We start from the raw sequence: 26,579 nt of genomic DNA, 5'->3' as shown, positions 1-26,579 counted from the left end.
TACTAAAAGTGCTCTAACACCAACGCTGGATCCAGACGGACGTCGCGCCAGTTGACGCGCCAATCAAGGTGCGGCCCAGTCGCGCGTCCGGTTGCACCAATGGCACCAATGACTTGCCCTTGTTCGAGGCTGTCACCAACTTCGACATCTACCCGACTTAAATGAATATAAGTCGTAGAAATACCTAAGCCATGATCGACAATGATTGTCCCACCGGAATAGAACAGGTCAGCATCGGCGAAGACGACTTCGCCCGGCCATACGACTTTCACTGGCGTGCCGGTAGGCGCCGCAACATCTAGGCCAAAGTGCGGGTTGCGCGGTTCACCATTGAAAATGCGTTGGCTGCCGTACACACCACTGATGCGCCCTTGTGCGGGTTCGATCACCGGTTGCAGAAAATCGGTGCGTTGTGACAGCGTTTGCCGCGCCTGCCATACCGCTGCAGCCTCTTTGCGCGCTCTGGCGACTTGTTCCGGATCTGGCGTTACCGTGCGCTGTGGCACTCCTTCGACCCGATCAATCTGGTATTCACGTGGTTGTAATTCAATAGATTGTTTGACGACCTTACCGGTATCGAGGGTAATTTCCAACTCTTGCGTGCCGCTAGCATCACGATCAAAACCAAACACGACATAACCGTCGGGGTGCACCGTCAAAGCTTCGCCATTGAGCGATACCTGGGCAGTTGGCTCGGTTTTACCAATCATCAAAGCCCCCGCCGTACGCGCGCCCTTCAATTCAATGAGCTCAGCTGCACTCGCCGTGACTGTAGCTGTGCCTGGCAACACCAGTAGCGCCACCGTAAAAAGCGTCTTAAGCATAAGCAATTGCTCCCTTGCCAACGCCTTCAAAAGCCTTGACTTGCACAGTGTTTGCCGCCGGACGTTGCACTCGAATAGCATCCGCCAAATGCGTCGCGATACATTCAACCGTTGAGTCAGTCGCAATCAAATCATTTTCTGGTAATGGCACAATCAGCTCAAACAAACCTTGGTCGGCAGTGTAGCTATAACCAATATGTGTCGTTTCACTTAAGTCGGCAGCTGCAGCAGAGCGTTGTAAATTGGCTAAAGCTGCGACGTCCTCTTGCGAGCCTAAATAAATGTCACGCCAACGTTCGGCCCAAATTTGTTCCAGCGCCAGATCACGTTGACCATCAATAAAGATCTGCAGTCGTGAGCGATGGCCGTGGGCAATGCGCTGGCAATTACCATCATGTTTCTTCAAACCATGCGTGTAATGATAATAAGCGTCGTCAATCTGTTCGCTGCGCAGCTGCACTTCAAGACCTTCAATGTTGCCTGGCAATTCGCGTTTAATAACCGCGCGCAGATAGGCATTAACCGAGCTCATATCAACGCGATCGGCGTCAATAAATGCGTAGGCATCAGCGGGACAAAATAAGTGAATAGAGCGCTGCTGAGGACGCAAGAAATCGACCCAATAACTATTCTCGTCGTCGGCGTGGGTCACCTTGGTAAACGGATGTTCCGCGGGTACCGCTAGTTTATGATCAACGGCATCATCGATAATGCGTTTGATCTGCTTTTTCACGCGACCAAAATCAAGCACCATCGACTGCTCGTTCAAGCTTCCGTCAAGAATGATATCAACGATCCAACTCTCCCCCACAATGCCACGCTCTGGGCATAAGTAAGAGAAATCAATTACGGTTAGATCATTTACAAATAACTGCATAATACGCTCAAACACCTATCACTTAATTAAGGCTAGTATAATACCAGTTTCAACGGCCAAGCAGAACTTGAATTACCTGCCACCAGTCGAGCAATAATTTACCGCAAAGGAACAGTAAAAGCGCGCCCATCACCCTATCAATCCAATGTCCGTAGCGCCAAATCCGATCGTAAAAAGCCGGAATCGTGAATGCACTCGCTAAAAAAGCAAACCAAGCGGCAGTGGCAATTGCCATATAAAGCCCGTAACCGGCTTTAATCCAAGTGGGTGTTGTGGGTTGAATAATGGTCACGAACAAGGTCATAAAAAACAACGTAGCTTTGACGTTCAAGCCATTGGTGATGAAACCCACCCGAAAGGCTTTGCCACGACTGAGTTGTCCCGCCGCATGAGCTGATTCAGGACGCTGACCATTGGGTTTCGCTTGAATCGCCTGCCAACCGATCCAGCCCAGATAGAGTGCGCCTAACAGAAGTAACGTTGCGTACACCCATTGATAACGGTGAATGATCAAAGTTACGCCCAACAGTGAATAGGCAACGTGTACGAGAATACCCACGCCAATGCCGAGTGCTACCCAACGTCCGACTCTACGGCCATAGGCGAGACTGTAGCGCGCCGTTACCGCAAAATCGGGTCCCGGCGAGGCAACTGCGAGAAAATGCAGAATCGCTATTTCGAGAAATTCTTGTAAATACATTGATTAAAGGCTCATCATTAGTTTTAATTTATGCAATATGTATTAACAAAACCGCAGGGTTTCGAGGGTTTATGTTGAAAGACTACTCACTGAATGCGCTACGGGTGTTCGCACTCGCCGCCAACGCTACTTCGTTTAAACACGCGGCGCAGCAACTGGGGCTATCGCAATCGGCAGTGACGCGCCACATTCAAACACTGGAGGACCAACTCGGTACCTCGTTATTTCATCGCGATAACCGTGTTTACGCCTTGACGCCTGCAGGTCGCGTGTTAGCGCGTCAGTTGCTGCCATTATTTCAGCAAATGCAGCACGCCGTCCAGCAAACTCAGTTGTGTGGCGACGAAGAACTTACGACCTTGCGCATTATGGTGCCCGATAGCCTGTTGCGATTTTGGTTAGCCCAACGCCTCACTGATTTCAATGCGTTGTATCCTCACATCCGCTTGCACGTGTTGACCTTTGCCGATGTTTACGGTGCAAGTATGGATGCTCAAGCGCAACAAGACTTACAACAAGGCACGGTTGATGTGCTAGTGAGCGCCGGTAAAGTGAAAGATCGCACGCTGAAACAACAGCGTCTATATACGCCCAAATTCGTACCCGTAGCGCACCCGCAAAGCTACGATGCCGCGATTTTAACTTGGTTCGTCGCCACTGACAGTTCACTGTGGAAACGCGCACAAGGAAAATTGTCGCACGACAGTAAACAGGCCGCAGCACAAAATGCCAGTAGCAGCAATTTAGCCATTGATCTGGTCAGCGCTTTGCCTGGCTTCGCCCTCGCCGATCAACTTTGGCTCGAACACCCACAACTGCAACAACTGCAACGGAGTGCGGACGTAACCATTGATGCCGACACTGCTTTGTACGTGAGTTACAAACAAAGCACCCATCATCCAGTGTCTGTCGTGGCATTTAGTAAGTGGCTAGCGAGCCGCATTGAGCATGCACTGCCAAAGAGCTAGAGCTTCGTGCTAACTTGGCAAGCGCCGCGCGTTCAGCCAAGCTAACACCAGCAAAGCAGCGAAGCTGAGCAACATCCATTGTGGTGCGATTTGCCAGTCGATCATCAAACCCATTAAAAATGGCGATAGCCCAGTGGAAAAGACCATTAGCGCATGAACTAAGGCGCGTACTGTACCTAATTGCTTAGTGCCATAAATTTCGGCCCACAGCGAACCGGAAATCGCTGAATTAATACCTGCACTGATACCGGCCAGCGCTAAATACAGCCACCAACTCCATAAGCCAAATCCAAAGCTCAACAACACCACACCTAGCGCGAGTGGGATAATGTTCAATCCGATCAGTTTGCGTGAGCCTATGGTATCAATCCAGTCACCGGCAAATACACTCATAGTGACCCGCGTAAGCGAAAATGCAGCTATAGCAGTCGCCGTGCCGGCTGGCGACCAAACAAATTGATCGGCAAGCCAAAATTGATTAAGAATCACCGCTGTGAAGACAAAAGGTAAGCCCAGTAAAGCCGGCAGTACCTGCCAAAACTTTGCATCACGCAGTAGGTCACGTTGGCGCAGCGTTGGTTCTATGACAGTTTGTGAGGTCGGCTCTGCTGCGGAGGTCTCAGTTGGCTTTGCGCCCTGTAGATAAACCATCAAGGGTAGTGCGAGTAATAAACTCACAGCAACGCCCCACCAGACTGCTTGCCAACCCAAAAACGCCAGTAAACTGATGATCAGTAATGGCAATATAAGTTCGGCTAATGGAAAGCCCATGCCTGCAAAAGCAACTGCTTTACCGCGTTGAGCACTAAAGTATCGGCCCATACTGGTCATGGCGATATGCCCCATAAAGCCCTGACCAAACAAGCGCAAGCCAGCGAGTGCGACGCAAAGTACGATTACATGAATATTCCAAGTAATGAGTGCTGCGGCGAGCGCAAACCCGAAAAAGGCAAAAGCGGTAAATGTACCGAGACTCACAGTATCAATGCGTTTACCTATGCGCATCAATAGAAAACCGCCAGCAAAAGTTGCTCCAGCATAGATCGCACCATAACTGCTGTAGCTAAGCTGGTACGCATCGATGAACGTATCGGTAAACAACGCTAAGAAAAACGTTTGGCCGAAGCTTGAGAAAAACGTGGCTAAAAATCCAAACATCAAAAAGCGCGGATATTGCGCCAACATCTTGAAGTACTGCTGGATAATCATGGTGTTTTATTGCCTAGGTGCTTGTGGTGGATAACGCTCCGCTAAACTGATGCTATCGCCGGTGTGGGTCACTACGCGCGCATGGCGACGATTCAACTGTCGTGGATCTGAAACACCACACGAATGCGCGATGATATTTACGCCATATTCGAGATATTTATGATAATTAGCCACGCGTACTGATTTATCTTCGGGATCGAGTCCACGCTGCAAATCTTTATCATGAGTGGTAATGCCGGTTGGACAGGTATTTTTATTGCATTGCATCGCTTGGATACAACCAAGCGAAAACATAAAGCCACGCGCCGAGACAATAAAGTCAGCGCCAATCGCAAGTGCCCACGCAACGTCCGCTGGCGAAATCTGTTTACCCGAGGCTATCACGCGAATGCGGTCTTTTAAGCCACTTGCGATCAACTTATCGACCAGAATTGGCAAGCTTTCTTGCAGCTTCAAACCAACGTAATCCATCAGCGGTTGTGGCGCAGAGCCAGTGCCGCCATCAGCACTATCAAGAGTTATAAAGTCAGGCGCGTATTCAATACCGCGCCGTTTAATACAATCAATCAGCTCATCAATCCAACCAGGGTCGCCCATGACGAGTTTAATTCCGGCTGGTTTACCGGTGATTTCGCGCATTTTGGCGAGAAAATCTAGTAACTCATCATCCGTTTTGATTTCTGGGTGCCGATTTGGACTAATCGAGTCTTCACCTTCTGGGATGCCACGGATTTCAGCAATCTCTTTGTTGACCTTCAGACCTGGCAAAATACCGCCTTTACCCGGTTTTGCACCTTGGCTCAGCTTTAATTCAAACATCTTAATCAACTGATGTTCGCCGAGCTCTTTGAGACGCAGCTCATTGAGCGAACCGTCTTTATTTCGTACCCCATATTTTGCCGTACCAATTTGAAATACGATGTCGCATTCACCTTCAAGGTGATAAGGGCTTAAACCACCCTCCCCAGTATTCATCCAGCAACCCGCTAATTTTGCGCCTTTCGATAATGCGCGCACCGCTACCGGCGACAATGCGCCATAACTCATGCCAGAGATATGGAAGAACGAAGTCGGCGCATAAGGCGTGCGACAGTAGGGACCGATTTCAACGGGTTCAGGTTGGGTTTTTTCTTCACTTTGCGGTGGATATGGCGCATTAGCGAAAATAATAGTCCCGTTCTTGGTTAAATCACGAGTGGAGCCAAAGGCCAAATTGCGATCAGCATTTTTCGCCGCCCGATACACCCAACTGCGCTGGGCGCGATTAAATGGCATTTCTTCGCGATCCATCGCGAAGAAATACTGCCGGAAAAACTCACCGAGATTTTCAAACACATAGCGAAACCGCCCGATGACCGGAAAATTGCGGCGGATGGTGTGCTTGGTTTGGGTTTTGTCCACAATGTACATCACCACGATACTGACCAAACCTAGGATCAGCAGCAATACGAACAAACCCAAAAGCCATTGCGCAATGACAAGGAGCGTGTCAGCGTTCATCCATGAGTTATTGGTCATGTCGTCTACTCGGTTGCTTCTACATGCTCCTAATCTAGCTTGTTACGTTACTGGCAACAAGCCTAAACCTCGGTAATTTCGGGATGTTTCAATGCACTAAAGACCTCGGCGAACGTGGTCGCTTTGGGGTACAGGCGAACCGATTCTCCGGTCACCTGCAACACCTTGAGCGAACTTACAAAGCCTTGCAGGCCTTCAGCATTTTCAACCAGCACGAAATCCTTACTCACAGCTTGCATGGTGGCTGCAATATCACCGATTTTGGCGTTCACAAAAGCGCGTTCACTAACCACTGGTAATTGAGTGAGAGGCTGCATCAAATGGCGCACCTCTAATTGCGTCCATGGTAATTGCAAAGCACTACAGAGCGCGCCACTGTGACGACTGTGGAGTTCGCGGGTGAGCAACACCCCAGTGAAATTTTTCTGCGCGTCGATGACGCACGCATACCGTAGATTGTGTTTTTGCAGTAGCTCTTCAGCTTCGGGCAAACGCGTTGACTCGGTAATAAGAATGTTTTGTTCGGCTAAGGATTCAAAAACGGATGACGCTGCAGCGTGCCAGCTCAATTTGGCATTAGCAGTTGCGTTCGCTGAGTGCAGTAAACGGGTCGATATTTCGGCTGGATGCCATGAAAGTGCGTGGAAAGAAGCCATGTTCTTTCTCCTCTTCAATTAAGTGATTAAAAAAATGATCAAGACTTAACTGAGAGTTAATGGTGGTGCGCGTGGGTAATGCGCGGTTTTTACTGTTCTGGTAAAGCTCGTTTGATAAAGGCTGATGACCTTTACCGAAATTGTTTTTACGACGATTGAGAGGGAAACTACTATCGTATCGCCGTCTGTATCACTGCTACCGTTATGCGTAGAGGCTACGGCTGGATGTTCTAACGTAGTAGACGTATAGCCGTCATCCAGTGTTACCTTTGCCACCGCGCGTTCAGCGCCGACAAGAACAAGGACTAAGGATGCAATCAGCAGACGAATTAGCACAGCACGATCTCGATTACGTTTTGCTACACAAGAATAGAATTAATATGAGGCTGGATTAACGTTTAGACAAGCGCATTCAACAGATTTATTTGACTGTTGAACCTTTCTATACCAAAAAGTGACGCGATTATACCACAACTATACCAGTTGCATTTTCGCTTCGATCTGAGGATGTTTTGAACGTAACTTATTGATTTAAATGGTGCCCGGGGCCGGACTTGAACCGGCACGCTGTTGCCAGCGAGGGATTTTAAATCCCTTGTGTCTACCAATTTCACCACCCGGGCACATCTTGAGATGCAATACCTGAGGTTCGATGGAGGCGGGTCCCGGAGTCGAACCGAGATCCACGGATTTGCAATCCGCTGCATAGCCATTCTGCCAACCCGCCATCGAGTTTGGAGCGGGAAACGAGATTCGAACTCGCGACCCCAACCTTGGCAAGGTTGTGCTCTACCAGCTGAGCTATTCCCGCGTCCAGTGCCGAGGCATTCTACTGTCTATTTCGTCAAGGTCAACGATTTTTTGCCGTTCACTGGTTTGTTTGCTTATTTTTAATCCACTTGACTTAAATCTGACCATGCAGCGCGCAAATATTCCCACATCGACCAGAGTGTTAGCACAAATGCAATGTACAAGAGCAACGTCGCTAAAACGACCACAAAGGTGTTAGCTTCCCAAATTAAGCCACCGATAGCGACCATTTGCGCGGTCGTTTTGATCTTACCAAGGTTCGAGACTTTGACACTTTCTTGTTTACCAATTTGCGCCATCCATTCGCGCAACGCGGAAACCACCAGTTCACGGCTCACAATTGCCAAGGCCGGCACACTGATCCACCACACCGCATAGGTTTCGACCACTACGATCAAGGATGCCGCAACCATCACTTTGTCGGCAACCGGATCAAGAAACGCCCCGAACTTAGTGAACTGATTAAAGCGACGGGCAATGTAACCATCTAAGCCGTCGGTAATTGCAGCGAGCGCAAACACAAACGCAGCCCAAAACTTTGCATCACTGCCAGGCAGATAATAAATCCCCAAAAACACCGGAATCAGGAGGATTCGGAAGCTAGTGAGCAGGTTTGGAATATTCCACATACGACTTGTGAGTCCTCTATTCGTCACGAAATGCGTGATAGATGGTTTCAGCCAATTCGCGACTGACACCGGGTACCGCAGAAAGTTGTTCAATACTAGCCTGTTTTACCTGTTGTAATCCACCGAGATTTTGCAGAAGTTTTTGCCGGCGCTTAGTCCCAATACCTGGAATGTCCTCTAATTTCGAAGTGCGCCGCACCTTCGCACGCCGCTGCCGATGGCCGGTAATCGCAAAGCGATGGGACTCATCGCGTATATGTTGTACCAAATGCAACGCTGGGGCGTCGGCAGCCAAAGGAATGGTTTCGTGACTGCCAGCCAGAATCAGCGTCTCAAGGCCAGGCTTACGAGATTCTCCTTTAGCGACGCCTATCAGCAAAGGTGCTGGACGCCCTGCTGCATCCTGCCAGCTGGCAAAGTAATTCTCAGCCTGTGAAAGTTGCCCTTTGCCGCCGTCAATGAACAAAATATCGGGTACTGGTGCGAGGTCCTTATCGGCTTGCTGCAACGGATCAAACCGACGTTTCAGTGCTTGCGACATAGCCGCATAGTCATCGCCTGGGGTGATGCCCTTAATATTGAAGCGCCGATAATCACTCTTTTTCGGGCCCTGTTGATCGAACACCACACAGGAGGCGACGGTTTCTTGTCCCATGGTATGACTAATATCGAAACATTCCATGCGCGTTACCGGTCGCCCAAAATCGAGTACATCTTCCAGCGCTTTTACCCGCATGTGCATGGTACTGGCTTGGTTTGCCTTGCTATCGAGCGCATTAAGGGCATTTTTTTGTGCCAGCACTTGGTATTGTCGGCGTTCGCCACGAACATTGTGTGTCATCCGAATTTTTTGCGCGAGCGCCTGCTCCAGTGTCTGTAATTCTTGTTCTGGATCAAGTACCTGTGCTGCATTTTGCTCAGGAAGAATGATCTCTCGTGGTAGCTGTCGCTCGACTTGATCATTCAAATAAAACTGCAACAAAAATGCGAGTAGTACTTCGCTGTCTTCAGTGTTGCTCGGAACTTTCGGGAAATAACTGCGGCTGCCCTGCACTGCGCCGCCGCGCACAAACAACAGGTGAACTGCAGCAATGCCGCCTTGGCGCGCATAACCAATCACATCAAGCTCTTGTTGATTACCAGTCACCGCATTACGCTCTTGCACTTGCCGTAAAGCTGCGATTTGGTCGCGATAACGCGCTGCACGTTCAAACTCTAACGCTTCCGACGCCGTATCCATTTTGTCGACCAATTGGTCGATGACTTCTTGGTTTTTTCCTTGCAGGAAGCTCTTTGCGAGTTCTACCTGCTCAGTGTACTCCTCGTCGCTACAATAACCTTTAACGCAAGGCGCTAAGCAACGATTGAGCTGGTACTGCAAGCAAGGTCGGCTGCGCGCCCGGTAATAGGTATCTTCGCACTGACGCACAGGGAATAGCTTCTGCAGTAACCGCAAACTATTACGCACAGCCACTCCATTAGGGAAGGGACCAAAATAACGACCTTTTTCACGACGTGTACCACGATGAAACGCTAGCCGCGGGTGCTCATGCTCACTGAGTAAAATATAGGGGTAGGATTTATCGTCGCGTAATAACACGTTGTAGCGCGGCCGATATTTCTTAATAAAGTTGTTTTCGAGGATCAATGCTTCCGCTTCGGTATTGGTAACCGTCACTTCAATATTGGTAATTTGTTTAACGAGTGTTTGTGTTTTTGGATGATCAAGATTGCTGCGGAAATAACTGCTCACACGTTTTCGTAGGTCTTTGGCTTTGCCCACATAAATGATATCACCTGACGCATCATACATACGGTAAACACCTGGCTGATGCGTCAGGTTACGTAAGAACTGCTTGGGATTAAACTGCTCCCTCTTCGTCGTCATTACTGTTTTTTACACCTTCTGTTGCAATTTCAATCAGACCTGTTTGTAACGCTAGGTGAGCAAGTTCAACATCACCTGAAAGCCCGAGTTTAGCAAAGATTCGATAGCGAAAGGTATTGACTGTTTTGGTACTGATATTCAGTATCGCGGCAATATCAACCACCTTCTTACCTCGAGCAACGAGTTGACTCACTTGTACTTCACGTTTACTCAGTCGACTCAATAAGTCTGCTTGGCGCTGCCGCGCTGGGTTTTGTGCGAAATACTGGGCAATACTGGCAGCGACAAACATACGCCCCTTTCCCACTGTTTCGCAAGCCTCAATAAACTCATTGCGCCGCGCACCGGAGAGCAAGTAGCCGTCCACCTTATCGACGTTACATTGAAAATCTAAAACATCTTGAAAACGCTGTGCCCAAAGTAACAATTGAACATCGCGGTAGCGGTGACGTAAACGTCGCCATACCTCAATCGTGTTTTCACCACAGAGATCACTTCCTAGTATCACCGTCGCAAACGGATGCTTACTCACTGCATCTCTTAGTTGCTGTTGGCTTACTATGGTCGCAACAACTTTTAATTGCGACTCCTCCTTTAGTAAGGCGGTCATTCCTTGACTAACCATTTCTGAAGAAATGGCAACAATGAACTCGGTCATTTTTGTGTTCCATCTTTGTATGATTTCCGAACTATTTCGGCGTTCACATCGAACCTATTTCGATGCCATCACAGTAATGCCCAATACTGTTTCAAAAATCAATATAAAATGTAACAAAAAAATTAATTGACTCAATGTCTTACAAAAATAAAATCATCTGACTGAGTTGGTTTTTCAAATGACTTAAATTAGGTTCAAAATGGGTTAAGCAAACACCGTAACAGTCTGGCGACTAATCGCAACCAGCTGCCCTTTTCGGTCCCAGATATGTGCATGTGTGTGCCCGTAACCATCAGCAGCGTAATCAATCGTCGCCACATAGTGCCACCACTCATTGGTTAATTGCTGCGGCAAATGGCTTGGAAACTCGATCGTCCACGTCAGCGAACTAGCCGGAGCTAATTCAGTTAAATGGGGCAACACGGCGGGTGGCCAAGCGTCGACCAGACCAAGAAATGTGCCAATATCGATCGGTTGGCTCAAATCACGGAAGCGCATGAAGCCACCAAATTCTCGACTCTTGTTACCGCTAAACGGCAAGCCCCCAACCGTTACGCTGTAGTCGAATGCTCGTGCAAATTCCGGTAAAAACTTAGTTGGCGGAAACGGCTGACCACTATCTGGAGCAACACTCGTCGGCTCTGGTGTGTCAGTAACACGTACTTTTGAATCGCGCGCGCTGCCATAAGTAAGCAGTGCTGCAAGGACAACTTCACTCGCTTGTTGAATCTCGACCGCTATTTGCGTCACGTTCTTGCCCTGACGGAGGATGCGTCGTTGCAACTGTGCTTCACCAGCAAGCACTGGTGCAACAAACGAAACTGTCATCGCCCGCAGTTGTTGATCAGCTGCAGCCCCTGCTTGTCCATGACGCCATGCAATAGCCGCGGTTAAGCCGCCAAACAGCGCGCGGCCTTGCCCCCAACCTTCGGGTAATTGCACGGTTTGTGTTGCTTCTGGCGTAATACGTTGCAGGATCTGATCGAATGCTTCCATGGAGACCTCATTGTTTAATCTTATTCAGCAAAGTGAACGTAGTATAAACAGGTAGGACCAGATCATAAAGGCATAAAAAAAGCCCGCTAGGGTTGCTAGCGGGCTTCTCGGAATGTGGCGGAGAGAGAGGGATTCGAACCCCCGGTGGGTGTGAACCCACGCCTGATTTCAAGTCAGGTGCATTCAACCGGACTCTGCCATCTCTCCGCTGTCTGGGCTGTGTGCCTCAAGACGAAGCGAATGATAAAGAGCCTGAATCGGCTTGTAAAGTAAAAATTTGAATCTTTCGGCGCGTTTGCTGTCATTTTATACAAATGGACACAAAAATAGCTTGAAAGGATTGCGTGTGCCCCCCATTTCTGGGGTAAACTGAGGCTGATTATTATCAATCGGAGAAACAAATGAACAATCAAGTTCACGTTTCGACCACCCAGCGCGGTGAGTCGGCATTACAGACCAACAAAGTCTTGCGTAACACTTACATGTTACTTGGACTAACCCTTGCTTTTAGTGCGTTCACTGCATTCTTGGCGGCAAGTATGGGGTTACCACATCCTGGCCTGATCATCACTCTCGTGGGCTTTTACGGCTTATTGTTCTTAGTTCATAAAACTGCGAACAGCGCCATGGGCCTCGTGTCTGTGTTCGCGTTGACCGGTTTCATGGGTTACACCTTAGGGCCTATCCTTGGCATGATTAGTGCTATCGGTCCACAAGGTACCGAAATTATTATGACCGCACTCGGTGGTACGGCATTGATCTTCTTTGCGCTGTCAGCTTATGTGCTGACCACCAAGAAAGATATGTCTTTCATGGGTGGCATGATGATGGCTGGTTTCTTTGTGCTCATCGCTTTGTTCGTTGCGAACTTATTCCTTAACATGCCGGTTCTTGGTCTCGCCCTGTCAGGCTTGTTTATCTTGTTCTCTGCAGGAGCGATCCTGATGCAGACCAGTGCCATTATTCATGGTGGTGAGCGTAACTATGTGCTAGCCACAGTTACCCTCTACGTTTCTATCTACAACATTTTTGTCAGCTTGCTGAACTTACTTATGGCCTTTGGTGGCGACGAGTAAGTTGTGACTGATTTGGTGTTATCGGTGCACGTTGCACCTGACCATCCACGCAGCCTGTTAGCATTGAATTATGCGCAGGCTGCGCTCATTTCTGGGCAACGCATTCGACAAATCTTTTTCTATCAAGCGGGTATTCTGCACGCGCAGCTCGATGCTGAATCCCAATTACATCCAAATGCTGCAGCTTGGCTCAGCTTTGCGCAGCAGCACAGTCTCCCCCTCGTTGTTTGCAGTACAGTCGTTGAACAAGACTTCGATTTAACGGCAGAGCAGCTGCACCCTGATTACTCCTTAGGTGGCCTCACCGAGTTCAGTAGCGCAGTCGCGCAGTGTGAACGCTTGGTGCAATTCTGATGCAGATTTACCTGATTCAAACCTTTGCTCCTCAGGTCGCCGATAGTTTTCACGGGCAGGATATGCTGCTCGCCCTTGCGACCTTGGAACTGAATCCACAATTGATACTGCAAGGCGATGCCCTATTGCAAATTCGCACTGGAAATGACCAGGAACGGCACGGCAAATCATTGCAGAAACGCTATGGTTTGCTGGCTTTATTTGATGCGCCAGAGCCTTGGGTGTTTGCCGAAGACCTCGCAGAAATGGGACTCACCGTCAACGATTTAGTGATGGATGTGGTCGTTAAGAGTGCCACTGAAGTCAATGAATTACTTGCCGAAAGCAGCAAAGTGTTGAGGTTTTAACGATGCACTCAAACGCTCCTAATGCGCTCATTTGCTTGCGTTGTTGGCCGTTGCCAGCGCAACAACAAAAACTTCTGACAAGTTGGTTAGCGCAGCCCAACACGGTATTGTTACTGACCGAGCAAGCACTTGCACAATGGCTCGCCACGCCAGTACTGTTCGATACGGTGTCGGTGCCTGTCTATGCTTTACAAGCTGAAGTAAGCAACCTGACTAATGACAACCCTGACCAAGCTGTACCTGCGTTCTTATTGCAACTCAGCGATTCCGCTTGGCTAGATTTGACGTTACAATCGCAGCCTGTTCTCAATCTTGGTTAAGCGTTTTTCATATGTTCGATTTTAATGGTAAGCAATATGCGACTGACAAGCATGAGTACTTGGCTAATTTTGCTGAGTGGACGCCGGAGCTTGCTGAGTATATTGCTGGACTAGAAAATATTGAAATGACGCCCGCCCATTGGGAGGTCGTTAACTTTGTGCGGGATTTCTACCAAGAGTTTGATACCAGCCCAGCGATGCGCGTACTCGTGAAGGCGATAGGACAACGTTTAGGGCCGGAAAAAGCAAATAGCCGATATCTCTATCGGCTATTCCCCAAAGGTCCGGCAAAACAAGCGACACGCATTGCTGGCCTGCCAAAGCCAGCAAAGTGCATTTAACTCGCTTTAATTTCGCTTTTACCACCCATATAAGGCTGCAATACGGTTGGAATCTTCAGTGAGCCATCCGCTTGTTGATAATTCTCTAGAATCGCCACCAAGGTGCGGCCAACTGCCAATCCAGAACCATTAAGGGTGTGCATGAGCTCTGGCTTTTTCGCCCCCTTGCGACGGAAGCGTGCTTGCATGCGCCGTGCTTGGAAGTCACCCATATTCGAACAAGAACTGATTTCACGATAGGTATTTTGCGTTGGCAACCAAACCTCTAAGTCGTAGGTTTTGCATGAACCAAAGCCCATGTCCCCCGTGCACAATAGAACTTTACGATAAGGCAACTCTAGTAATTGCAGCACACGTTCCGCATGCCCAGTCAGCTGTTCAAGCACCGCCATCGAATCTTCAGGCTTCACCAACCAAACTAATTCAACTTTATCGAACTGGTGTTGGCGGATCAGGCCGCGAGTATCGCGACCATGCGACCCAGCCTCACTGCGGAAACACGGCGTATGCGCGGCATATTGCAGTGGTAACTGATCTTCATCGGCAATGTCGTCGCGCCACAAATTGGTCAACGGCACTTCTGCTGTCGGAATCAACGACAAAGGAACTTGTTTTTCGGTCGCACCTTGCACGTGGAATAGGTCTTCACCGAATTTCGGTAATTGGCCAGTGCCATAGAGTGTGTCGTGGTTGACCAAGTAAGGCACATAAGCTTCGGTGTAACCGTGCTCATTAACATGCAAGTTCAGCATGAACTGCGCCAATGCTCGATGTAACTGTGCAATGGCACCCTGTAATACTACAAATCTCGCCCCAGCAAGTTTTGCGCCACGTTCAAAGTCCATGCCTTGAGCTAAGCCTGCTGCAACATCAACATGATCTTTGGCTTCAAATGCAAATTCGTGTGGTTGTCCCCAGCGACTGATTTCTAGGTTGTCATTTTCGTCAGCGCCCAGTGGTACTTCGCTTACCGGTAAATTCGGCACACCTTCAATGATGCTTTGTAATTCATTCTGCACATCGTGCAAATCAGCTTTTGCTTGCTCTAGCTGCGCACCTAAATCATCAACTGCGGCCAACAGGGGTTGAATATCTTCACCCTGGGCTTTCGCTTTACCAATGGCTTTCGATCGTGAATTACGCTCAGCTTGTAGGTTTTCCGTTTGCACCTGCAACGCTTTGCGGCGTTCCTCTAGTGCTTCCAGCTTGGCGACATCTAATTTAAAGCCGCGGGTTTGCTGCAACCGTGCCGCTGTGTCCGCGAGTTCACTACGAAATAACTTGGCGTCTAACATGCTAATTCCACATCAAAAATAAGTTTTAAGCCACAATGCCAACAGCACCGCAGCGAGACAGACGAAAAAGTTTAAACTGGCAAATAACAATGCCTTGGTGAATTCGCCACTTTGCAGCAGCAATACCACTTCTAACGAGAAAGTTGAGAAGGTAGTAAAAGCACCAAGCACCCCCACACCGAAGAACAACCACCGAGCTTCGTTGACTGAGCCTTGTTGTTGACCGATAAAGAGTAATGCCAGTAAAAATGAGCCCACTATGTTAACGATAAGTGTGCCGAAAGGGAATGACTTGCCCCAAATTCCAATACTCGCCAAGGCCACGCCGTAGCGTCCTAAAGCTCCTAGTGCACCACCTAAGGCAACCCAAAACAAATTAGTTATCATCGTCACGCTGCCACTCGCTGTCGCTGTTCTGTTGTGCTAGCCAGCGTTGCTTTTCTGCTAGTTGGCGCTCAAGCCCGCGCTCGCTTGCTTGATACAAGCTTTGCTTGGCAATAGCACTCGGCAAATAGCGTTCACCGGCGACGAAGGCATTGGGGTGATCATGGGCATAACGATAATCTTCGCCAAAGCCTTCTTGTTTATGTATTTTTGTCGGCGCATTGCGCAGGTGGTGCGGTACGGCCAAATCAGGAAATTCAGCGGCCAAACGCTGCGCCGCTTTAAAGGCGGTGTACACCGCGTTACTTTTCGGTGCTAACGCACAATACACCAAGGCTTGCGCGATAGCGCGTTCACCCTCTGCTGGCCCGACCCGATGAAAGGTGTCCCAGGCGTTTAACGCCAGCTGTAACGCGCGCGGATCGGCATTGCCAATATCCTCCGAGGCAATAGCGAGCAAGCGGCGCGCAGCAATTAAAGGGTCTCCACCGCCCTGTAAAATTCGTGCATACCAATATAAGGCGCCATCAACCGACGAACCGCGCACCGATTTATGCAGTGCAGAAAGGAGATCAAAGTAGACATCCCCCTGCTTATCAAAGCCCGCCTGTTTACCCCCAATCGCATCGACCACGGTAGCGCGTTCAATAAGTTGACCATCGGCGACGCTATCACTGGTAATCTCTAAATAGTTAAGCGCTCGGCGTGCATCGCCTGCAGCGGCATACACTAGGTAGTCAAGGGCGTCATCGGCAAGTTGCAGTTGCCGTTCGCCGAGTCCACGCTCGCAATCTGCCAGCGCACTTAACACAAGCCCGCGAATGACGCTGTCGTCGAGCGAGCGCAAGCGATACACCCGTGCTCGCGATAACAGCGCACCGTTGAGTTCAAACGCTGGATTTTCCGTAGTGGCACCAATAAAAATAATGGTGCCATCTTCAATATGCGGTAAAAAGGCATCTTGTTGGCTTTTATTGAATCGGTGCACTTCGTCAACGAATAACAAAGTGCGACGCCCCTGCTGTTGATTCAGTTGCGCTTGAATAATGGCGGCGCGAATCTCTTTTACGCCTGAAGTGACCGCGCTGACGCGTTCTAATTCCGCCGCGCCTGATTGCGCAATAATTTCTGCAAGAGTAGTTTTTCCCGTACCGGGCGGCCCCCACAGAATCATCGAGTGCAATTGTCCCGCAGCTATGGCTTCATACAAAGGTTTACCAGCGGCCAGCAGATGCTCTTGACCTACATATTCATCGAGCTTGCGAGGCCGCATGCGAGCGGCCAGCGGCCGAAAGTCAGCAGCGAAATCGAAACTTTGATTCACCGCTGTCTCCTGTTAGTTCTGCTCGGCACGTTGATCGTCAACCACCGCAGTTGCTGGAATTTCAAAACTGAACAAACTGTAGGGAACCGCTTTGTCCACCTGCACGTTGGTGAGATCGATGTGGGTTACCTGACCTTGACCGTCGTCCAATAGCAGACTATCAAGTACGATCTCGTCTTGCTTGTCCGTCGCGACAAAATTGATTTGCAGTGCTTGTTGATCGGCGTTTGCTGCGGTGGGCTCCAGCTGATAGCTAAGTTCGGTTTTGCTGACTTTGTAATCGGCCCAAGCGGATGCCTGCGCATCGAGCAACAGTAAGAACGGACTTTGCGCAGAGGCTGTGGTTTGATCGCTGAGCGTCACTTGGTCGACAAAGGGGTCGTAGTAATACACAGTGCGACCATCAGCCACCAGCACGAGTTCATCTGGTGCATTACTTTGCCAGAAAAACTGGTTGGGCGTTGCCATCGCTAAATGTCCTTTCAGCTCTTGTACGAGTTCACCGTTAGCATCCACAACTTGTTGGGTAAAGTCGGCTTGCAAGGTGCTCAGCTCATCAAAAATTTGGCGCAACTCGGTTTTCGCTGCAGAGGCATTGCTATCTTGTTCGTTTGCTTGTAGCGGTGCCACGACTAATAACGCTAAACTGGCACTCACCGAAAATGCGGTTGTGAGTTTCATAATTATCCCTTAATCACTATCCCTCAATCACGAGGTGGGCGCGGCGCAAGCACGTCACGTTGACCATTACTTGCCGCACTACTAACGACACCACTCATTTCCATTTGTTCAACAATGCGCGCGGCGCGATTGTAACCAATTCTGAATTTACGTTGCACACTCGATACCGAAACGCGTTGAGTTTCGGTGACAAAGGCAACAGCTTCGTCGTAGAGCGGATCGCTCTCAGCATCGTCGCTGTCAAGGGTTTCGCCAGGCAATAAAGTGTCTTCACTTGGGTCGCCTTTAAGAATTTCTTCTAAATAATTCGGTTTGCCACGTTGCTTCCAGTCTTTGACCACCGCATGCACTTCATGGTCGTCAACAAAGGCTCCATGCACCCGAGTCGGCACACCGCTCCCAGGTGGTAAGTACAGCATGTCACCCTGCCCTAATAGCTGGTCGGCACCCGGCTGGTCGAGAATGGTGCGTGAATCAATCTTGGATTGTACTTGGAAGGCAATCCGCGTCGGAATATTGGCTTTAATCAAACCGGTGATCACATCTACTGATGGGCGCTGTGTCGCCAAAATCAGATGAATACCGGCAGCACGAGCCTTTTGCGCAATACGAGCAATGAGCTCTTCTACTTTTTTGCCGACGATCATCATCATGTCAGCAAATTCATCGATGACGACTACGATACTCGGCAAGGTTTCAAGTAGTGGCGGCATTTCATCCATCGAATCGCCAGGCTTCCACAAGGGGTCGCGTAGCGGCTCGCCAGCATTACGGGCATCTTCAACTTTGGCGTTATACCCTTTGAGGTTACGCACACCTAGCGCCGACATGAGCTTGTAACGACGCTCCATTTCGCCAACACACCAACGCAATGCATTTGCCGCGTCTTTCATATCGGTAACGACTTCCGTGAGCAAATGCGGGATGCCTTCGTACACCGATAGTTCAAGCATTTTCGGGTCAATCATGATCATCCGCACTTCTTCTGGCGTGCTCTTATAAAGCATGCTTAAGATCATCACGTTAACGCCCACCGATTTACCTGAACCTGTGGTACCCGCAACCAATAAGTGCGGCATTTTGGCAAGGTCGACGATGACCGGCTGCCCAGAAATCCCCTTACCTAGCACCATGGTGAGCGGTGATGGGCTCTGCTGGAAGGCATCACAATTGACAACCTCACTAAAGAACACGGTTTCACGACTCTTATTCGGAAGCTCAAGACCTACGTAGGATTTACCTGGAATGACTTCCACTACACGCACGGAAATCGCTGACAATGAACGCGCAATGTCTTTGTCTAAGTTCGAAATTTTCGATACTTTCACACCCGGTGCGAGATCCAACTCAAAACGGGTGATAACCGGGCCAGGTTGCACGTTGGCAACTTTGACTTCGACGCCAAAATCTTGCAACACCGCCTCAACGGTCTGACTGATTTGCTGCAACTCTTCTGGGGTCAACGGATTACCGGTTTTTCGCGGTTTATCAAGAAGCGCGATTGAAGGCAATGGATCCAACGGTGCTTTGAGCGCGTCATCGTCATCATCTTGTTGTTCTTCTGCCTCAGCATCTGCGGCAGCTTTTACTTTTGCGGCTGGGACCTGCTCTTGCTTAGCAACTTTAACGGACTTCTGCTCTACCGCTGCGAAGATACCTAAATCGGGCTCAGGCTCTTCGTCAGTCTTAATGGTAAGGTCTAAGTCGAAATCAGGCTCGGTCCGCTCGCCATCGTTTAATGCCGGCAACGCCTTCAATTTACGCCGTTTGCGGCGTCGCTCACTGGCTGACTCGGTGTTTTCATCTGTGCTGCGTGGTTGTTTCCAGCCTACCACAAGGTCTTTCGCATAATGATAAAGCCATTGAGTGCCACGAATCGTCCATTCACCTAATTTGTCCGCTAACCACACCCACGAAATACCAGTAATAAGCGTCAACCCGGTGCACAGAAAGGTCAGCAGCAGTAAGGTGGTGCCAATCAAATTAAAATAAGGTAGCAAGGAACCACTAATGACATCGCCAACAACACCACCGGCGGAAAAAGAATAAATTTCAGAAAAGTTCAACGAAGCCAGCGCTGAGGCGCCAACCAAGGTCAGAATAAGGCCAATCAAACGCAAGCCCAGTGCGAGATAATCCAGCTCGAGTAGACGATGTGGTTGTTTGAACATCACATAGCCAAGACCCGCTAAACCAAAAGGGATTGCGTAGGCAACAAAGCCAAATGCGAACAGTAAGGCGTCAGCAAACCAAGCGCCAATGGCACCGGCGGCATTTTCAATCGCGCCTTCATAGCCCGTTTGCGACCAGCTTGGGTCGGCCGGGTTGAAGCTGACCAACGCAAGAAACAGAAAGATAGCAAAGGCCCCACAGAGGATCAGCCCTACTTCTAAAATTCGTTGCGCACCACTCATAATTGCAGATTCCCTGTTCGCGTACGTTATTCTTATAATGTCACTAGTGTAGCTTGTTCAACGCTTATATTCAGCTGTTTTACGAGCTCTTTGCTAACCTTTTATCAGCACTTTGTTGTCGTTCTTCACCTCTTCCATGACCACGTAAGTGCGAGATTCGTTCACACCTGGCATCATTAACAAGGTTTCACCAAGTAACTTGCGATAAGACGGCATATCTGGCACTCGCGCTTTGATTAAAAAATCAAAGTCACCAGCGACCAAATGACACTCTAGAATTTCCGGCGTTTTTTGAACCGCCTCACTGAATTCCTGAAACGAGTCTGACGAGGTGCGCGTCAAGGTTATCTCCACAAATACCATGAGGTTAGCACCCAGTTTGGTAGGGTTCAGACGCGCATGATAACTTTCGATCACACCTTCTTGCTCAAGCTTCCTGACCCGCTCGTTGCAAGCCGTCGCGCTAAGCCCTACCCGCCGTGCAAGAGCCACGTTGCTGGTACGGCCTTCATCTTGCAAAATTCTTAGAATCTTTCGGTCTATTCTGTCAATAGTGATTTTTACGGGATCTTCTGGAATAAACATTGTTTTTCACTATAAAGCTGCCATTTAAGGTCAGTATATACGCTAAATAGCCATAAAAAAAGTACGAAACCAACCTGCATTATCGCCTATAATCACCGCCGAATTATTCTTTGTTGAACTGACAAACTAAACGGGAACTAAGCCATGCTAATTGGTGTACCAAAAGAGATTAAAAACCACGAATACCGAATCGGTCTTACCCCTGCTGCAGTGCGCGAATACGTTGCACATGGCCATAACGTATTGGTCGAAAATAACGGCGGTCTGGCGATTGGTTTCACCAACGAAGATTATGAACTTGCCGGCGCAACTATTGTTGCTGACCCTGCGGAAATCTTTGCCAAAGCTGACATGATCATCAAGGTGAAAGAGCCTCAACCCAACGAATGTATGCAGTTGCGTGAAGGCCAGATTTTGTACACCTATTTGCACTTGGCACCGGATCCAACCCAAACTGAATTGTTAGCAAAGTCTGGTGTGAGCGCCATTGCTTATGAAACCGTAACTGACCGCAACGGTGGTTTACCATTGTTGGCGCCAATGAGCGAAGTCGCGGGTCGTATGTCGATTCAAGCCGGCGCACACAACCTTGAGAAAGCGAATGGCGGCAGCGGCGTTCTGCTTGGTGGCGTACCAGGCGTAGAACCAGGCAAGGTGTTGGTGATTGGTGGTGGTGTAGTCGGTACTCAAGCTGCGAAAATGGCAGTTGGTATGGGTGCGGATGTCACTATTCTTGACCGTTCATTGCCGCGTCTACGCCAGTTGGATGATATTTTCGGTGGTCGCGTCAAGACCATCTACTCGACCGTCGATGCGGTTGATAAGTTTTCGCGTGAGGCAGACTTGGTAATCGGTGCGGTGTTGATCCCTGGTGCCGCAGCACCGAAATTGTTGACCCGTGAACATTTGAAAAACATGAAGCCAGGTTCTGTTGTAGTGGATGTGGCAATTGACCAAGGCGGCTGTTTCGAGTCTTCGAAAGCAACCACCCACCAAGATCCAACTTATGTAGTTGAAGATATCGTGCATTACTGTGTTGCGAATATGCCAGGTGGTGTTGCGCGTACCTCTACTATTGCACTGAACAATGCGACCTTGCCATTCGGCCTTGAGCTAGCTAACAAGGGGCTGAAAGCAATGGAAAATAATGAACACCTGCGCAACGGTTTGAACATGCACAAAGGTAAGATCACTTACAAAGCTGTGCATGATGACTTGGGCGAAAAATTAGGCTTGGATTATCAAGAGCCAATCGAAGCGATTCGTAGCTAAGTTCAGGTTACACAATTAGCTTTACAGTTTTGAGACCCGCACTTTGTTGCGGGTCTCTTGTTTGTGACCGTTGTAATCCATACAATCAATCCCAATGTAAATAACAGATCACAAATCATAAGAAATAACGGAGTACATCGACTATGGCTGAAGCCAAACACTGCCGACTTTTGATCCTCGGTTCAGGCCCTGCTGGCTATACTGCGGCGGTTTATGCTGCACGCGCAAACCTCAATCCAGTGCTAGTGACCGGTATGCAACAAGGCGGCCAGCTTACCACCACGACAGATGTGGAAAACTGGCCTGGTGATGCCGAAGGCTTAACTGGTCCTGACTTAATGGTGCGGATGCAGCAGCACGCCGAGAAATTCAACACTGAAATCGTCTTCGACCACATCAACAAGGTCGACTTTAGTGCGCGGCCCTTTCGTTTGTTCGGCGACAGCCAAGAGTTCACCGCTGACGCAGTGATCATTTCTACCGGCGCTTCAGCCAAATATTTAGGCTTAGACTCAGAAGAAGCGTTCATGGGTAAAGGTGTCTCAGCCTGTGCAACCTGTGATGGTTTCTTCTATCGCAGCCAGAAAGTATGCGTTGTCGGTGGTGGTAATACCGCTGTTGAAGAAGCGCTGTATTTGGCAAATATCGCCAGCGAAGTCCATGTCATTCATCGTCGCGATACTTTCCGCGCTGAAAAGATTCTCGTCGACCGCCTCATGGACAAAGCAGCCAACGGCAACGTAACCCTGCACTTGAATAAAACTCTTGATGAAGTGCTTGGCGACGATTCTGGAGTGACCGGTGTGCGCATCAAAGACACCAACGATGGCAGTTTGTCTGAGCTCGAAGTCATGGGTTGTTTCATTGCCATTGGTCATCAGCCAAATACTGGAATTTTCGACGGTCAACTCGAGATGCAAGACGGCTATATTGTGGTGCAATCGGGTCTTAACGGTAATGCTACGGCAACCAGCGTTCCTGGGGTATTTGCCGCAGGTGATGTTATGGATCACGTCTATCGCCAAGCCATCACTTCAGCTGGCACCGGCTGCATGGCGGCACTCGATGCCGAACGTTATTTGGACGCTTTAACCAAAGCCTAACTGGATATCACGCAGGTGCTGATTCGCCTAAGCGACAAGGATTATCGCTTTCCTCGAGCAGAATTCGCCTTGCGTGAACCGAATGGACTACTGGCGGTCGGCGGTGATTTGCACCCCGAACGCCTGCTGAATGCCTATCGCAATGGCATTTTTCCATGGTTTACCGAGCAAGATCCGCCACTTTGGTGGAGTCCTGACCCGCGTGCCGTTTTCACCCCGGCGAGCCTACATTGCAGCCGTTCGATGCAGCGTTTTCGGCGTAACACTCATTTGCGCGTCACCCTTAATAGAGATTTTGCCGCCGTAATCCAAGCTTGTGCGACACTCCACGGCGAACGCGATGCCACCTGGATTACTGCGGACATGCAACAAGCCTATTGTGATTTGCACCAAAGCGGCCATGCCCATTCAGTAGAAGTTTGGCAAGGTGACTATTTGGTTGGCGGTATGTATGGCGTGGCACAAAACCGCATGTTTTGTGGTGAAAGTATGTTCCACCGGGTAACCAATGCTTCCAAACTAGCTTTATTGAGTTTCGCTGAAGCCTTCTTTGACGCCGGTGGGCAACTGTTAGATGCACAAGTTCCTAACCCACATCTGGAAAGTCTCGGCATGCAAGAAATTCAACGCGCGCAATTTTTGCATTTGTTACGTGAGGACCAGCGCACAAACGCACAAATCGCTACTGAATTTTGGCGTTGTCGCGAATTACCCCACATTTGAAGTGGCAATTTAAGCTAAAAACAGCTAGAATTCTGACCACTTTTTAGGAGCCTAACTAATTTTAGCGGCGATTAACCAAAGAATTGAGGAATTGAATGGCAAAAGAAGACAGCATTGAAATGCAAGGCACGGTGCTCGATACCTTACCGAACACCATGTTTCGTGTTGAATTGGAAAATGGCCACGTGGTCACCGCACACATCTCAGGAAAGATGCGTAAGCACTATATCCGCATCCTGACCGGTGACACTGTGACTGTACAGCTTACTCCGTACGACCTCACGAAAGGCCGTATCGTCTTCCGCGCTCGTTAAGTTTAACTTCGCGCACGCCGTTAGCCCGTGGTTGAACCACGGGCCTCACGCTCTAACACTTCAAACTGCAATTCATTATCGGCAAGATGCACGCGCACTTCGCCGCCATTGATGAGTTTGCCAAAGAGAATCTCGTTCGCCAGCGGCTTTTTCAGGTGTTCCTGGATCACTCGCGCCATCGGCCGTGCGCCCATGGCTTTGTCGTAGCCCTTTTCGGCGAGCCATTGATACACAGCTTCATCGAGCTCCAACGCAACTTGCTTGCGATCCAGTTGCGCCTGTAATTCGGTGACGAACTTGTCGACCACTTGTGCAATGACCGCCGGATTTAAGTGATTAAACCAGACAATACCGTCAAGCCGGTTACGAAATTCAGGGCTGAATACCTTGTTGATTTCTTGCATGGCGTCTGGAGCATGGTCTTGCTGCTTAAAGCCAATCGACTGCCGCACGGTTTCTTGCACACCGGCATTGGTGGTCATCACCAAAATCACGTTACGGAAATCAGCTTTACGGCCGTTATTGTCGGTGAGCGTACCGTGGTCCATTACTTGCAGCAGAATGTTGTAAATATCACTGTGCGCTTTTTCGATTTCGTCGAGCAATACCACGCAGTGTGGATGTTTAATCACGCCCTCGGTTAATAAACCGCCTTGGTCAAAACCGACGTACCCTGGCGGTGCACCAATCAAACGACTTACCGCATGGCGCTCCATGTATTCCGACATATCAAAACGTAAAAACTCGATGCCTAGGGCTTTTGCCAGTTGCTGGGTGATTTCAGTTTTACCAACGCCAGTAGGACCCGCAAATAAGAACGAGCCAATAGGTTTTTGCTCGGCACCTAAACCTGAACGTGACAAACGAATCGCGGCGGTGAGCTGATCAATTGCTTGATCTTGCCCAAACACAACCAACTTAAGGTTGCGATCGAGTTGCTTCAATAACTGCTGATCGGAACGCGATACGCTTTGTTCAGGAATACGTGCAATCTTGGCAATGATTTGCTCAATATCGCCTACCCCAATCGTCTTTTTCCGCTTCGACGGCGCGAGCAGACGCTGGCTAGCACCGGCTTCATCAAGTACGTCGATGGCTTTATCAGGCAAATGCCGTTCATTGATATAGCGTGCCGATAATTCAGCTGCGGCACGAATTGCATTTTGCGTATAACGAATACCGTGGTGTTCTTCGTAACGCTCTTTCAGGCCCAACAAAATTTTCGTGGTATCGTCCACCGACGGCTCGTTCACATCGATCTTTTGGAAGCGCCGCACTAATGCGCGGTCTTTTTCAAAGATGTTTTTGAACTCGCTGTAAGTCGTTGAACCAATACACTTCAATTCACCACTACTAAGGAGTGGCTTGAGCAGGTTTGAGGCATCCAGTACACCACCGCTAGCAGCGCCGGCACCCACAATTGTATGGATTTCGTCAATAAACAAAATAGCGTGCGGCTGCCCTTTGACTTCTTTTAATAACTGCTTAAAGCGCTTTTCGAAATCGCCACGATACTTAGTTCCGGCAAGTAAGCCACCCATATCGAGCGAATAAATGGTAGCGTCCGCCATCACTTCAGGCACTTCACCCTGGACGATACGATAAGCAAGCCCTTCGGCAATAGCAGTTTTGCCTACGCCAGCTTCGCCAACCAACAGCGGGTTGTTTTTGCGCCGACGACAGAGCACCTGAATGCAACGCTCTAGTTCACTGTCACGACCAATGAGTGGGTCGATAAAGCCTTCGCGAGCGCGAGCATTTAAGTTAGTACAAAAACGCTTGAGATAGCTTTGTTGCTCTTCACTTGCGGCCTCTTGCTGCTCGTTATCATCGCTTTCTGGGCGCACCACAGGGTCATCAACTTTGGTTAAACCATGCGACAAGAAGTGCACCACATCTAACCGAGTAATATCGTGTTTGTTCAGCAGGTAAACTGCATGCGACTCTTGTTCGCTAAAGATGGCCACCAGCACATTTGCGCCTGTTACCTCGCTGTTACCCGAGGATTGCACATGAAACACCGCGCGCTGCAACACACGTTGGAAGCCTAGCGTTGGCTGAGTTTCACTTTCGGCGGTTTCGTTGTCGAAACTTGGCGTGCTACGGTCGATGTAGGCGAGTAGCTCTTGTTTGAGCTTGGTAAATTCTAGTCCACAGGCGCGCAATGCTTTTGCCGCCTCTGGGTTGTCGAGAAGTGCCAACAGTAGATGCTCTACTGTCATGAGTTCATGCCGACGGTCTCGGGCAATCCGAAACGCATCGTTCAAGGTAATTTCTAAAGCTTTGTTCAGCATAACGCACTCCTCAATCGAA

Annotated in this window: 27 protein-coding genes and 4 tRNA genes; 10 read left to right on the top strand and 21 right to left on the bottom strand. The window is 49.3% G+C overall.

The features are described from left to right. Positions 1 to 2: 2 nt before the first annotated feature. The 3 genes from ACJ8W9_RS02980 to ACJ8W9_RS02970 are packed head-to-tail and all read right to left on the bottom strand — an operon-like array spanning position 3 to position 2,401. Positions 3 to 824: a M23 family metallopeptidase gene (locus ACJ8W9_RS02980; RefSeq protein WP_411360328.1), complete on the bottom strand. Its 822-nt coding sequence runs from the start codon at positions 822 to 824 to the stop codon at positions 3 to 5. Further along, a complete protein-coding gene (locus ACJ8W9_RS02975) occupies positions 817 to 1,701 on the bottom strand; it encodes a 6-carboxytetrahydropterin synthase (protein ID WP_411358410.1) in 885 nt (294 codons plus the stop codon). The genes ACJ8W9_RS02980 and ACJ8W9_RS02975 overlap by 8 nt, the downstream gene beginning before the upstream one ends. Positions 1,702 to 1,750: 49 nt before the next feature. Then, the gene (locus ACJ8W9_RS02970; RefSeq protein WP_411358409.1) at positions 1,751 to 2,401 is read right to left on the bottom strand and encodes a LysE family translocator; all 651 of its coding nucleotides are present in this window, start codon (positions 2,399 to 2,401) and stop codon (positions 1,751 to 1,753) included. Between the two features lie 71 nt (positions 2,402 to 2,472). Here ACJ8W9_RS02970 and ACJ8W9_RS02965 point away from each other — a divergent pair, with 71 nt between their 5' ends. Next, the gene (locus ACJ8W9_RS02965) at positions 2,473 to 3,369 is read left to right on the top strand and encodes a LysR family transcriptional regulator (protein WP_411358408.1); all 897 of its coding nucleotides are present in this window, start codon (positions 2,473 to 2,475) and stop codon (positions 3,367 to 3,369) included. Between the two features lie 9 nt (positions 3,370 to 3,378). On the opposite strand, the gene ACJ8W9_RS02960 is transcribed toward ACJ8W9_RS02965, so the two are convergent. The 11 genes from ACJ8W9_RS02960 to ACJ8W9_RS02910 form a co-directional block, all read right to left on the bottom strand. After that, positions 3,379 to 4,578, bottom strand: coding sequence for an MFS transporter (locus ACJ8W9_RS02960; RefSeq protein WP_411358407.1), 1,200 nt, complete (start codon positions 4,576 to 4,578; stop codon positions 3,379 to 3,381). A gap of 6 nt (positions 4,579 to 4,584) precedes the next feature. Next, positions 4,585 to 6,078, bottom strand: a complete 1,494-nt coding sequence (locus ACJ8W9_RS02955) for an FMN-binding glutamate synthase family protein (RefSeq protein ID WP_411359282.1) — start codon at positions 6,076 to 6,078, stop codon at positions 4,585 to 4,587. A gap of 80 nt (positions 6,079 to 6,158) precedes the next feature. Continuing rightward, the gene (locus tag ACJ8W9_RS02950; protein ID WP_411360325.1) at positions 6,159 to 6,752 is read right to left on the bottom strand and encodes a hypothetical protein; all 594 of its coding nucleotides are present in this window, start codon (positions 6,750 to 6,752) and stop codon (positions 6,159 to 6,161) included. A gap of 536 nt (positions 6,753 to 7,288) precedes the next feature. After that, positions 7,289 to 7,375, bottom strand: a tRNA-Leu gene (locus tag ACJ8W9_RS02945). A 30-nt stretch (positions 7,376 to 7,405) separates the two neighbouring features. Next, positions 7,406 to 7,479, bottom strand: a tRNA-Cys gene (locus tag ACJ8W9_RS02940). An 8-nt stretch (positions 7,480 to 7,487) separates the two neighbouring features. Further along, positions 7,488 to 7,563: transfer RNA gene (locus tag ACJ8W9_RS02935), tRNA-Gly, on the bottom strand. 79 nt (positions 7,564 to 7,642) lie between these two features. Further along, positions 7,643 to 8,191 carry a CDP-diacylglycerol--glycerol-3-phosphate 3-phosphatidyltransferase gene (pgsA, locus tag ACJ8W9_RS02930; protein ID WP_411358405.1) on the bottom strand — a complete coding sequence of 183 codons (549 nt, stop codon included), beginning with the start codon at positions 8,189 to 8,191 and terminating at the stop codon, positions 7,643 to 7,645. Positions 8,192 to 8,207: 16 nt separating this feature from the next. Next, positions 8,208 to 10,079: an excinuclease ABC subunit UvrC gene (gene uvrC / locus ACJ8W9_RS02925; protein ID WP_411360323.1), complete on the bottom strand. Its 1,872-nt coding sequence runs from the start codon at positions 10,077 to 10,079 to the stop codon at positions 8,208 to 8,210. Beyond that, the gene (locus ACJ8W9_RS02920) at positions 10,054 to 10,737 is read right to left on the bottom strand and encodes a LuxR C-terminal-related transcriptional regulator (RefSeq protein ID WP_411358403.1); all 684 of its coding nucleotides are present in this window, start codon (positions 10,735 to 10,737) and stop codon (positions 10,054 to 10,056) included. Before ACJ8W9_RS02920 ends, uvrC begins: the two co-directional genes overlap by 26 nt. Positions 10,738 to 10,941: 204 nt before the next feature. After that, positions 10,942 to 11,733 (bottom strand): thioesterase family protein, encoded by a 792-nt coding sequence (locus tag ACJ8W9_RS02915; RefSeq protein ID WP_411358402.1) that lies wholly within the window; start codon positions 11,731 to 11,733, stop codon positions 10,942 to 10,944. A 115-nt stretch (positions 11,734 to 11,848) separates the two neighbouring features. Continuing rightward, positions 11,849 to 11,940: transfer RNA gene (locus tag ACJ8W9_RS02910), tRNA-Ser, on the bottom strand. Positions 11,941 to 12,134: 194 nt separating this feature from the next. Here ACJ8W9_RS02910 and ACJ8W9_RS02905 point away from each other — a divergent pair. Genes ACJ8W9_RS02905 through ACJ8W9_RS02885 form a run of 5 tightly spaced genes read left to right on the top strand, consistent with a single transcriptional unit; the run spans position 12,135 to position 14,171 of the window. Next, entirely contained in the window at positions 12,135 to 12,809 is a 675-nt protein-coding gene (locus tag ACJ8W9_RS02905; RefSeq protein ID WP_411360321.1) for a Bax inhibitor-1/YccA family protein, read from the top strand. Between the two features lie 3 nt (positions 12,810 to 12,812). After that, positions 12,813 to 13,163 carry a DsrE family protein gene (locus tag ACJ8W9_RS02900; protein WP_411358400.1) on the top strand — a complete coding sequence of 117 codons (351 nt, stop codon included), beginning with the start codon at positions 12,813 to 12,815 and terminating at the stop codon, positions 13,161 to 13,163. Next, positions 13,163 to 13,510 (top strand): DsrE family protein, encoded by a 348-nt coding sequence (locus tag ACJ8W9_RS02895; RefSeq protein WP_411358399.1) that lies wholly within the window; start codon positions 13,163 to 13,165, stop codon positions 13,508 to 13,510. The genes ACJ8W9_RS02900 and ACJ8W9_RS02895 overlap by 1 nt, the downstream gene beginning before the upstream one ends. Before the next feature lie 2 nt (positions 13,511 to 13,512). Beyond that, the gene (locus ACJ8W9_RS02890; RefSeq protein WP_411358398.1) at positions 13,513 to 13,830 is read left to right on the top strand and encodes a hypothetical protein; all 318 of its coding nucleotides are present in this window, start codon (positions 13,513 to 13,515) and stop codon (positions 13,828 to 13,830) included. Positions 13,831 to 13,841: 11 nt separating this feature from the next. Then, positions 13,842 to 14,171 (top strand): TusE/DsrC/DsvC family sulfur relay protein, encoded by a 330-nt coding sequence (locus ACJ8W9_RS02885; protein ID WP_411358397.1) that lies wholly within the window; start codon positions 13,842 to 13,844, stop codon positions 14,169 to 14,171. On the opposite strand, the gene serS is transcribed toward ACJ8W9_RS02885, so the two are convergent. The 6 genes from serS to lrp form a co-directional block, all read right to left on the bottom strand. After that, a complete protein-coding gene (serS, locus tag ACJ8W9_RS02880; RefSeq protein WP_411360318.1) occupies positions 14,168 to 15,466 on the bottom strand; it encodes a serine--tRNA ligase in 1,299 nt (432 codons plus the stop codon). The genes ACJ8W9_RS02885 and serS overlap by 4 nt on opposite strands. 12 nt (positions 15,467 to 15,478) lie before the next feature. Then, complete coding sequence (crcB, locus tag ACJ8W9_RS02875) at positions 15,479 to 15,853, bottom strand: fluoride efflux transporter CrcB (RefSeq protein ID WP_411359281.1); 375 nt, start codon at positions 15,851 to 15,853, stop codon at positions 15,479 to 15,481. Then, positions 15,843 to 17,123, bottom strand: a complete 1,281-nt coding sequence (locus tag ACJ8W9_RS02870; protein ID WP_411359280.1) for a replication-associated recombination protein A — start codon at positions 17,121 to 17,123, stop codon at positions 15,843 to 15,845. Before ACJ8W9_RS02870 ends, crcB begins: the two co-directional genes overlap by 11 nt. A 63-nt stretch (positions 17,124 to 17,186) precedes the next feature. Further along, positions 17,187 to 17,855 (bottom strand): outer membrane lipoprotein chaperone LolA, encoded by a 669-nt coding sequence (gene lolA, locus ACJ8W9_RS02865; protein WP_411360316.1) that lies wholly within the window; start codon positions 17,853 to 17,855, stop codon positions 17,187 to 17,189. A 23-nt stretch (positions 17,856 to 17,878) separates the two neighbouring features. Further along, on the bottom strand, positions 17,879 to 20,269 hold the full coding sequence (locus ACJ8W9_RS02860; RefSeq protein WP_411360314.1) for a DNA translocase FtsK: 2,391 nt from the start codon (positions 20,267 to 20,269) through the stop codon (positions 17,879 to 17,881). Between the two features lie 93 nt (positions 20,270 to 20,362). Further along, positions 20,363 to 20,854: a leucine-responsive transcriptional regulator Lrp gene (gene lrp / locus ACJ8W9_RS02855; protein ID WP_411360312.1), complete on the bottom strand. Its 492-nt coding sequence runs from the start codon at positions 20,852 to 20,854 to the stop codon at positions 20,363 to 20,365. A gap of 144 nt (positions 20,855 to 20,998) precedes the next feature. Between lrp and ald the strand changes: the two genes are divergently transcribed. The 4 genes from ald to infA all read left to right on the top strand — a co-directional run bounded on the left by ald (position 20,999) and on the right by infA (position 24,266). Next, entirely contained in the window at positions 20,999 to 22,126 is a 1,128-nt protein-coding gene (ald, locus tag ACJ8W9_RS02850) for an alanine dehydrogenase (RefSeq protein ID WP_411358392.1), read from the top strand. A gap of 143 nt (positions 22,127 to 22,269) precedes the next feature. After that, complete coding sequence (gene trxB / locus ACJ8W9_RS02845; RefSeq protein ID WP_411358391.1) at positions 22,270 to 23,229, top strand: thioredoxin-disulfide reductase; 960 nt, start codon at positions 22,270 to 22,272, stop codon at positions 23,227 to 23,229. Between the two features lie 15 nt (positions 23,230 to 23,244). Continuing rightward, positions 23,245 to 23,952 (top strand): leucyl/phenylalanyl-tRNA--protein transferase, encoded by a 708-nt coding sequence (gene aat / locus ACJ8W9_RS02840; protein ID WP_411358390.1) that lies wholly within the window; start codon positions 23,245 to 23,247, stop codon positions 23,950 to 23,952. 95 nt (positions 23,953 to 24,047) lie between these two features. Then, positions 24,048 to 24,266, top strand: coding sequence for a translation initiation factor IF-1 (gene infA / locus ACJ8W9_RS02835; protein WP_008489926.1), 219 nt, complete (start codon positions 24,048 to 24,050; stop codon positions 24,264 to 24,266). A gap of 20 nt (positions 24,267 to 24,286) precedes the next feature. Here infA and clpA read toward each other — a convergent pair whose 3' ends face one another. Further along, positions 24,287 to 26,560, bottom strand: coding sequence for an ATP-dependent Clp protease ATP-binding subunit ClpA (gene clpA, locus ACJ8W9_RS02830; RefSeq protein WP_411360309.1), 2,274 nt, complete (start codon positions 26,558 to 26,560; stop codon positions 24,287 to 24,289). Between the last annotated feature and the right edge of the window lie 19 nt (positions 26,561 to 26,579).

The organism is Pseudidiomarina salilacus (assembly GCF_047323925.1).
In the GTDB taxonomy this organism is placed as follows: Bacteria; Pseudomonadota; Gammaproteobacteria; order Enterobacterales; family Alteromonadaceae; genus Pseudidiomarina; species Pseudidiomarina salilacus.
The sequence above is the reverse complement of the archived record's forward strand: the minus strand, read 5'-3'. Positions and strand labels throughout refer to the sequence as shown.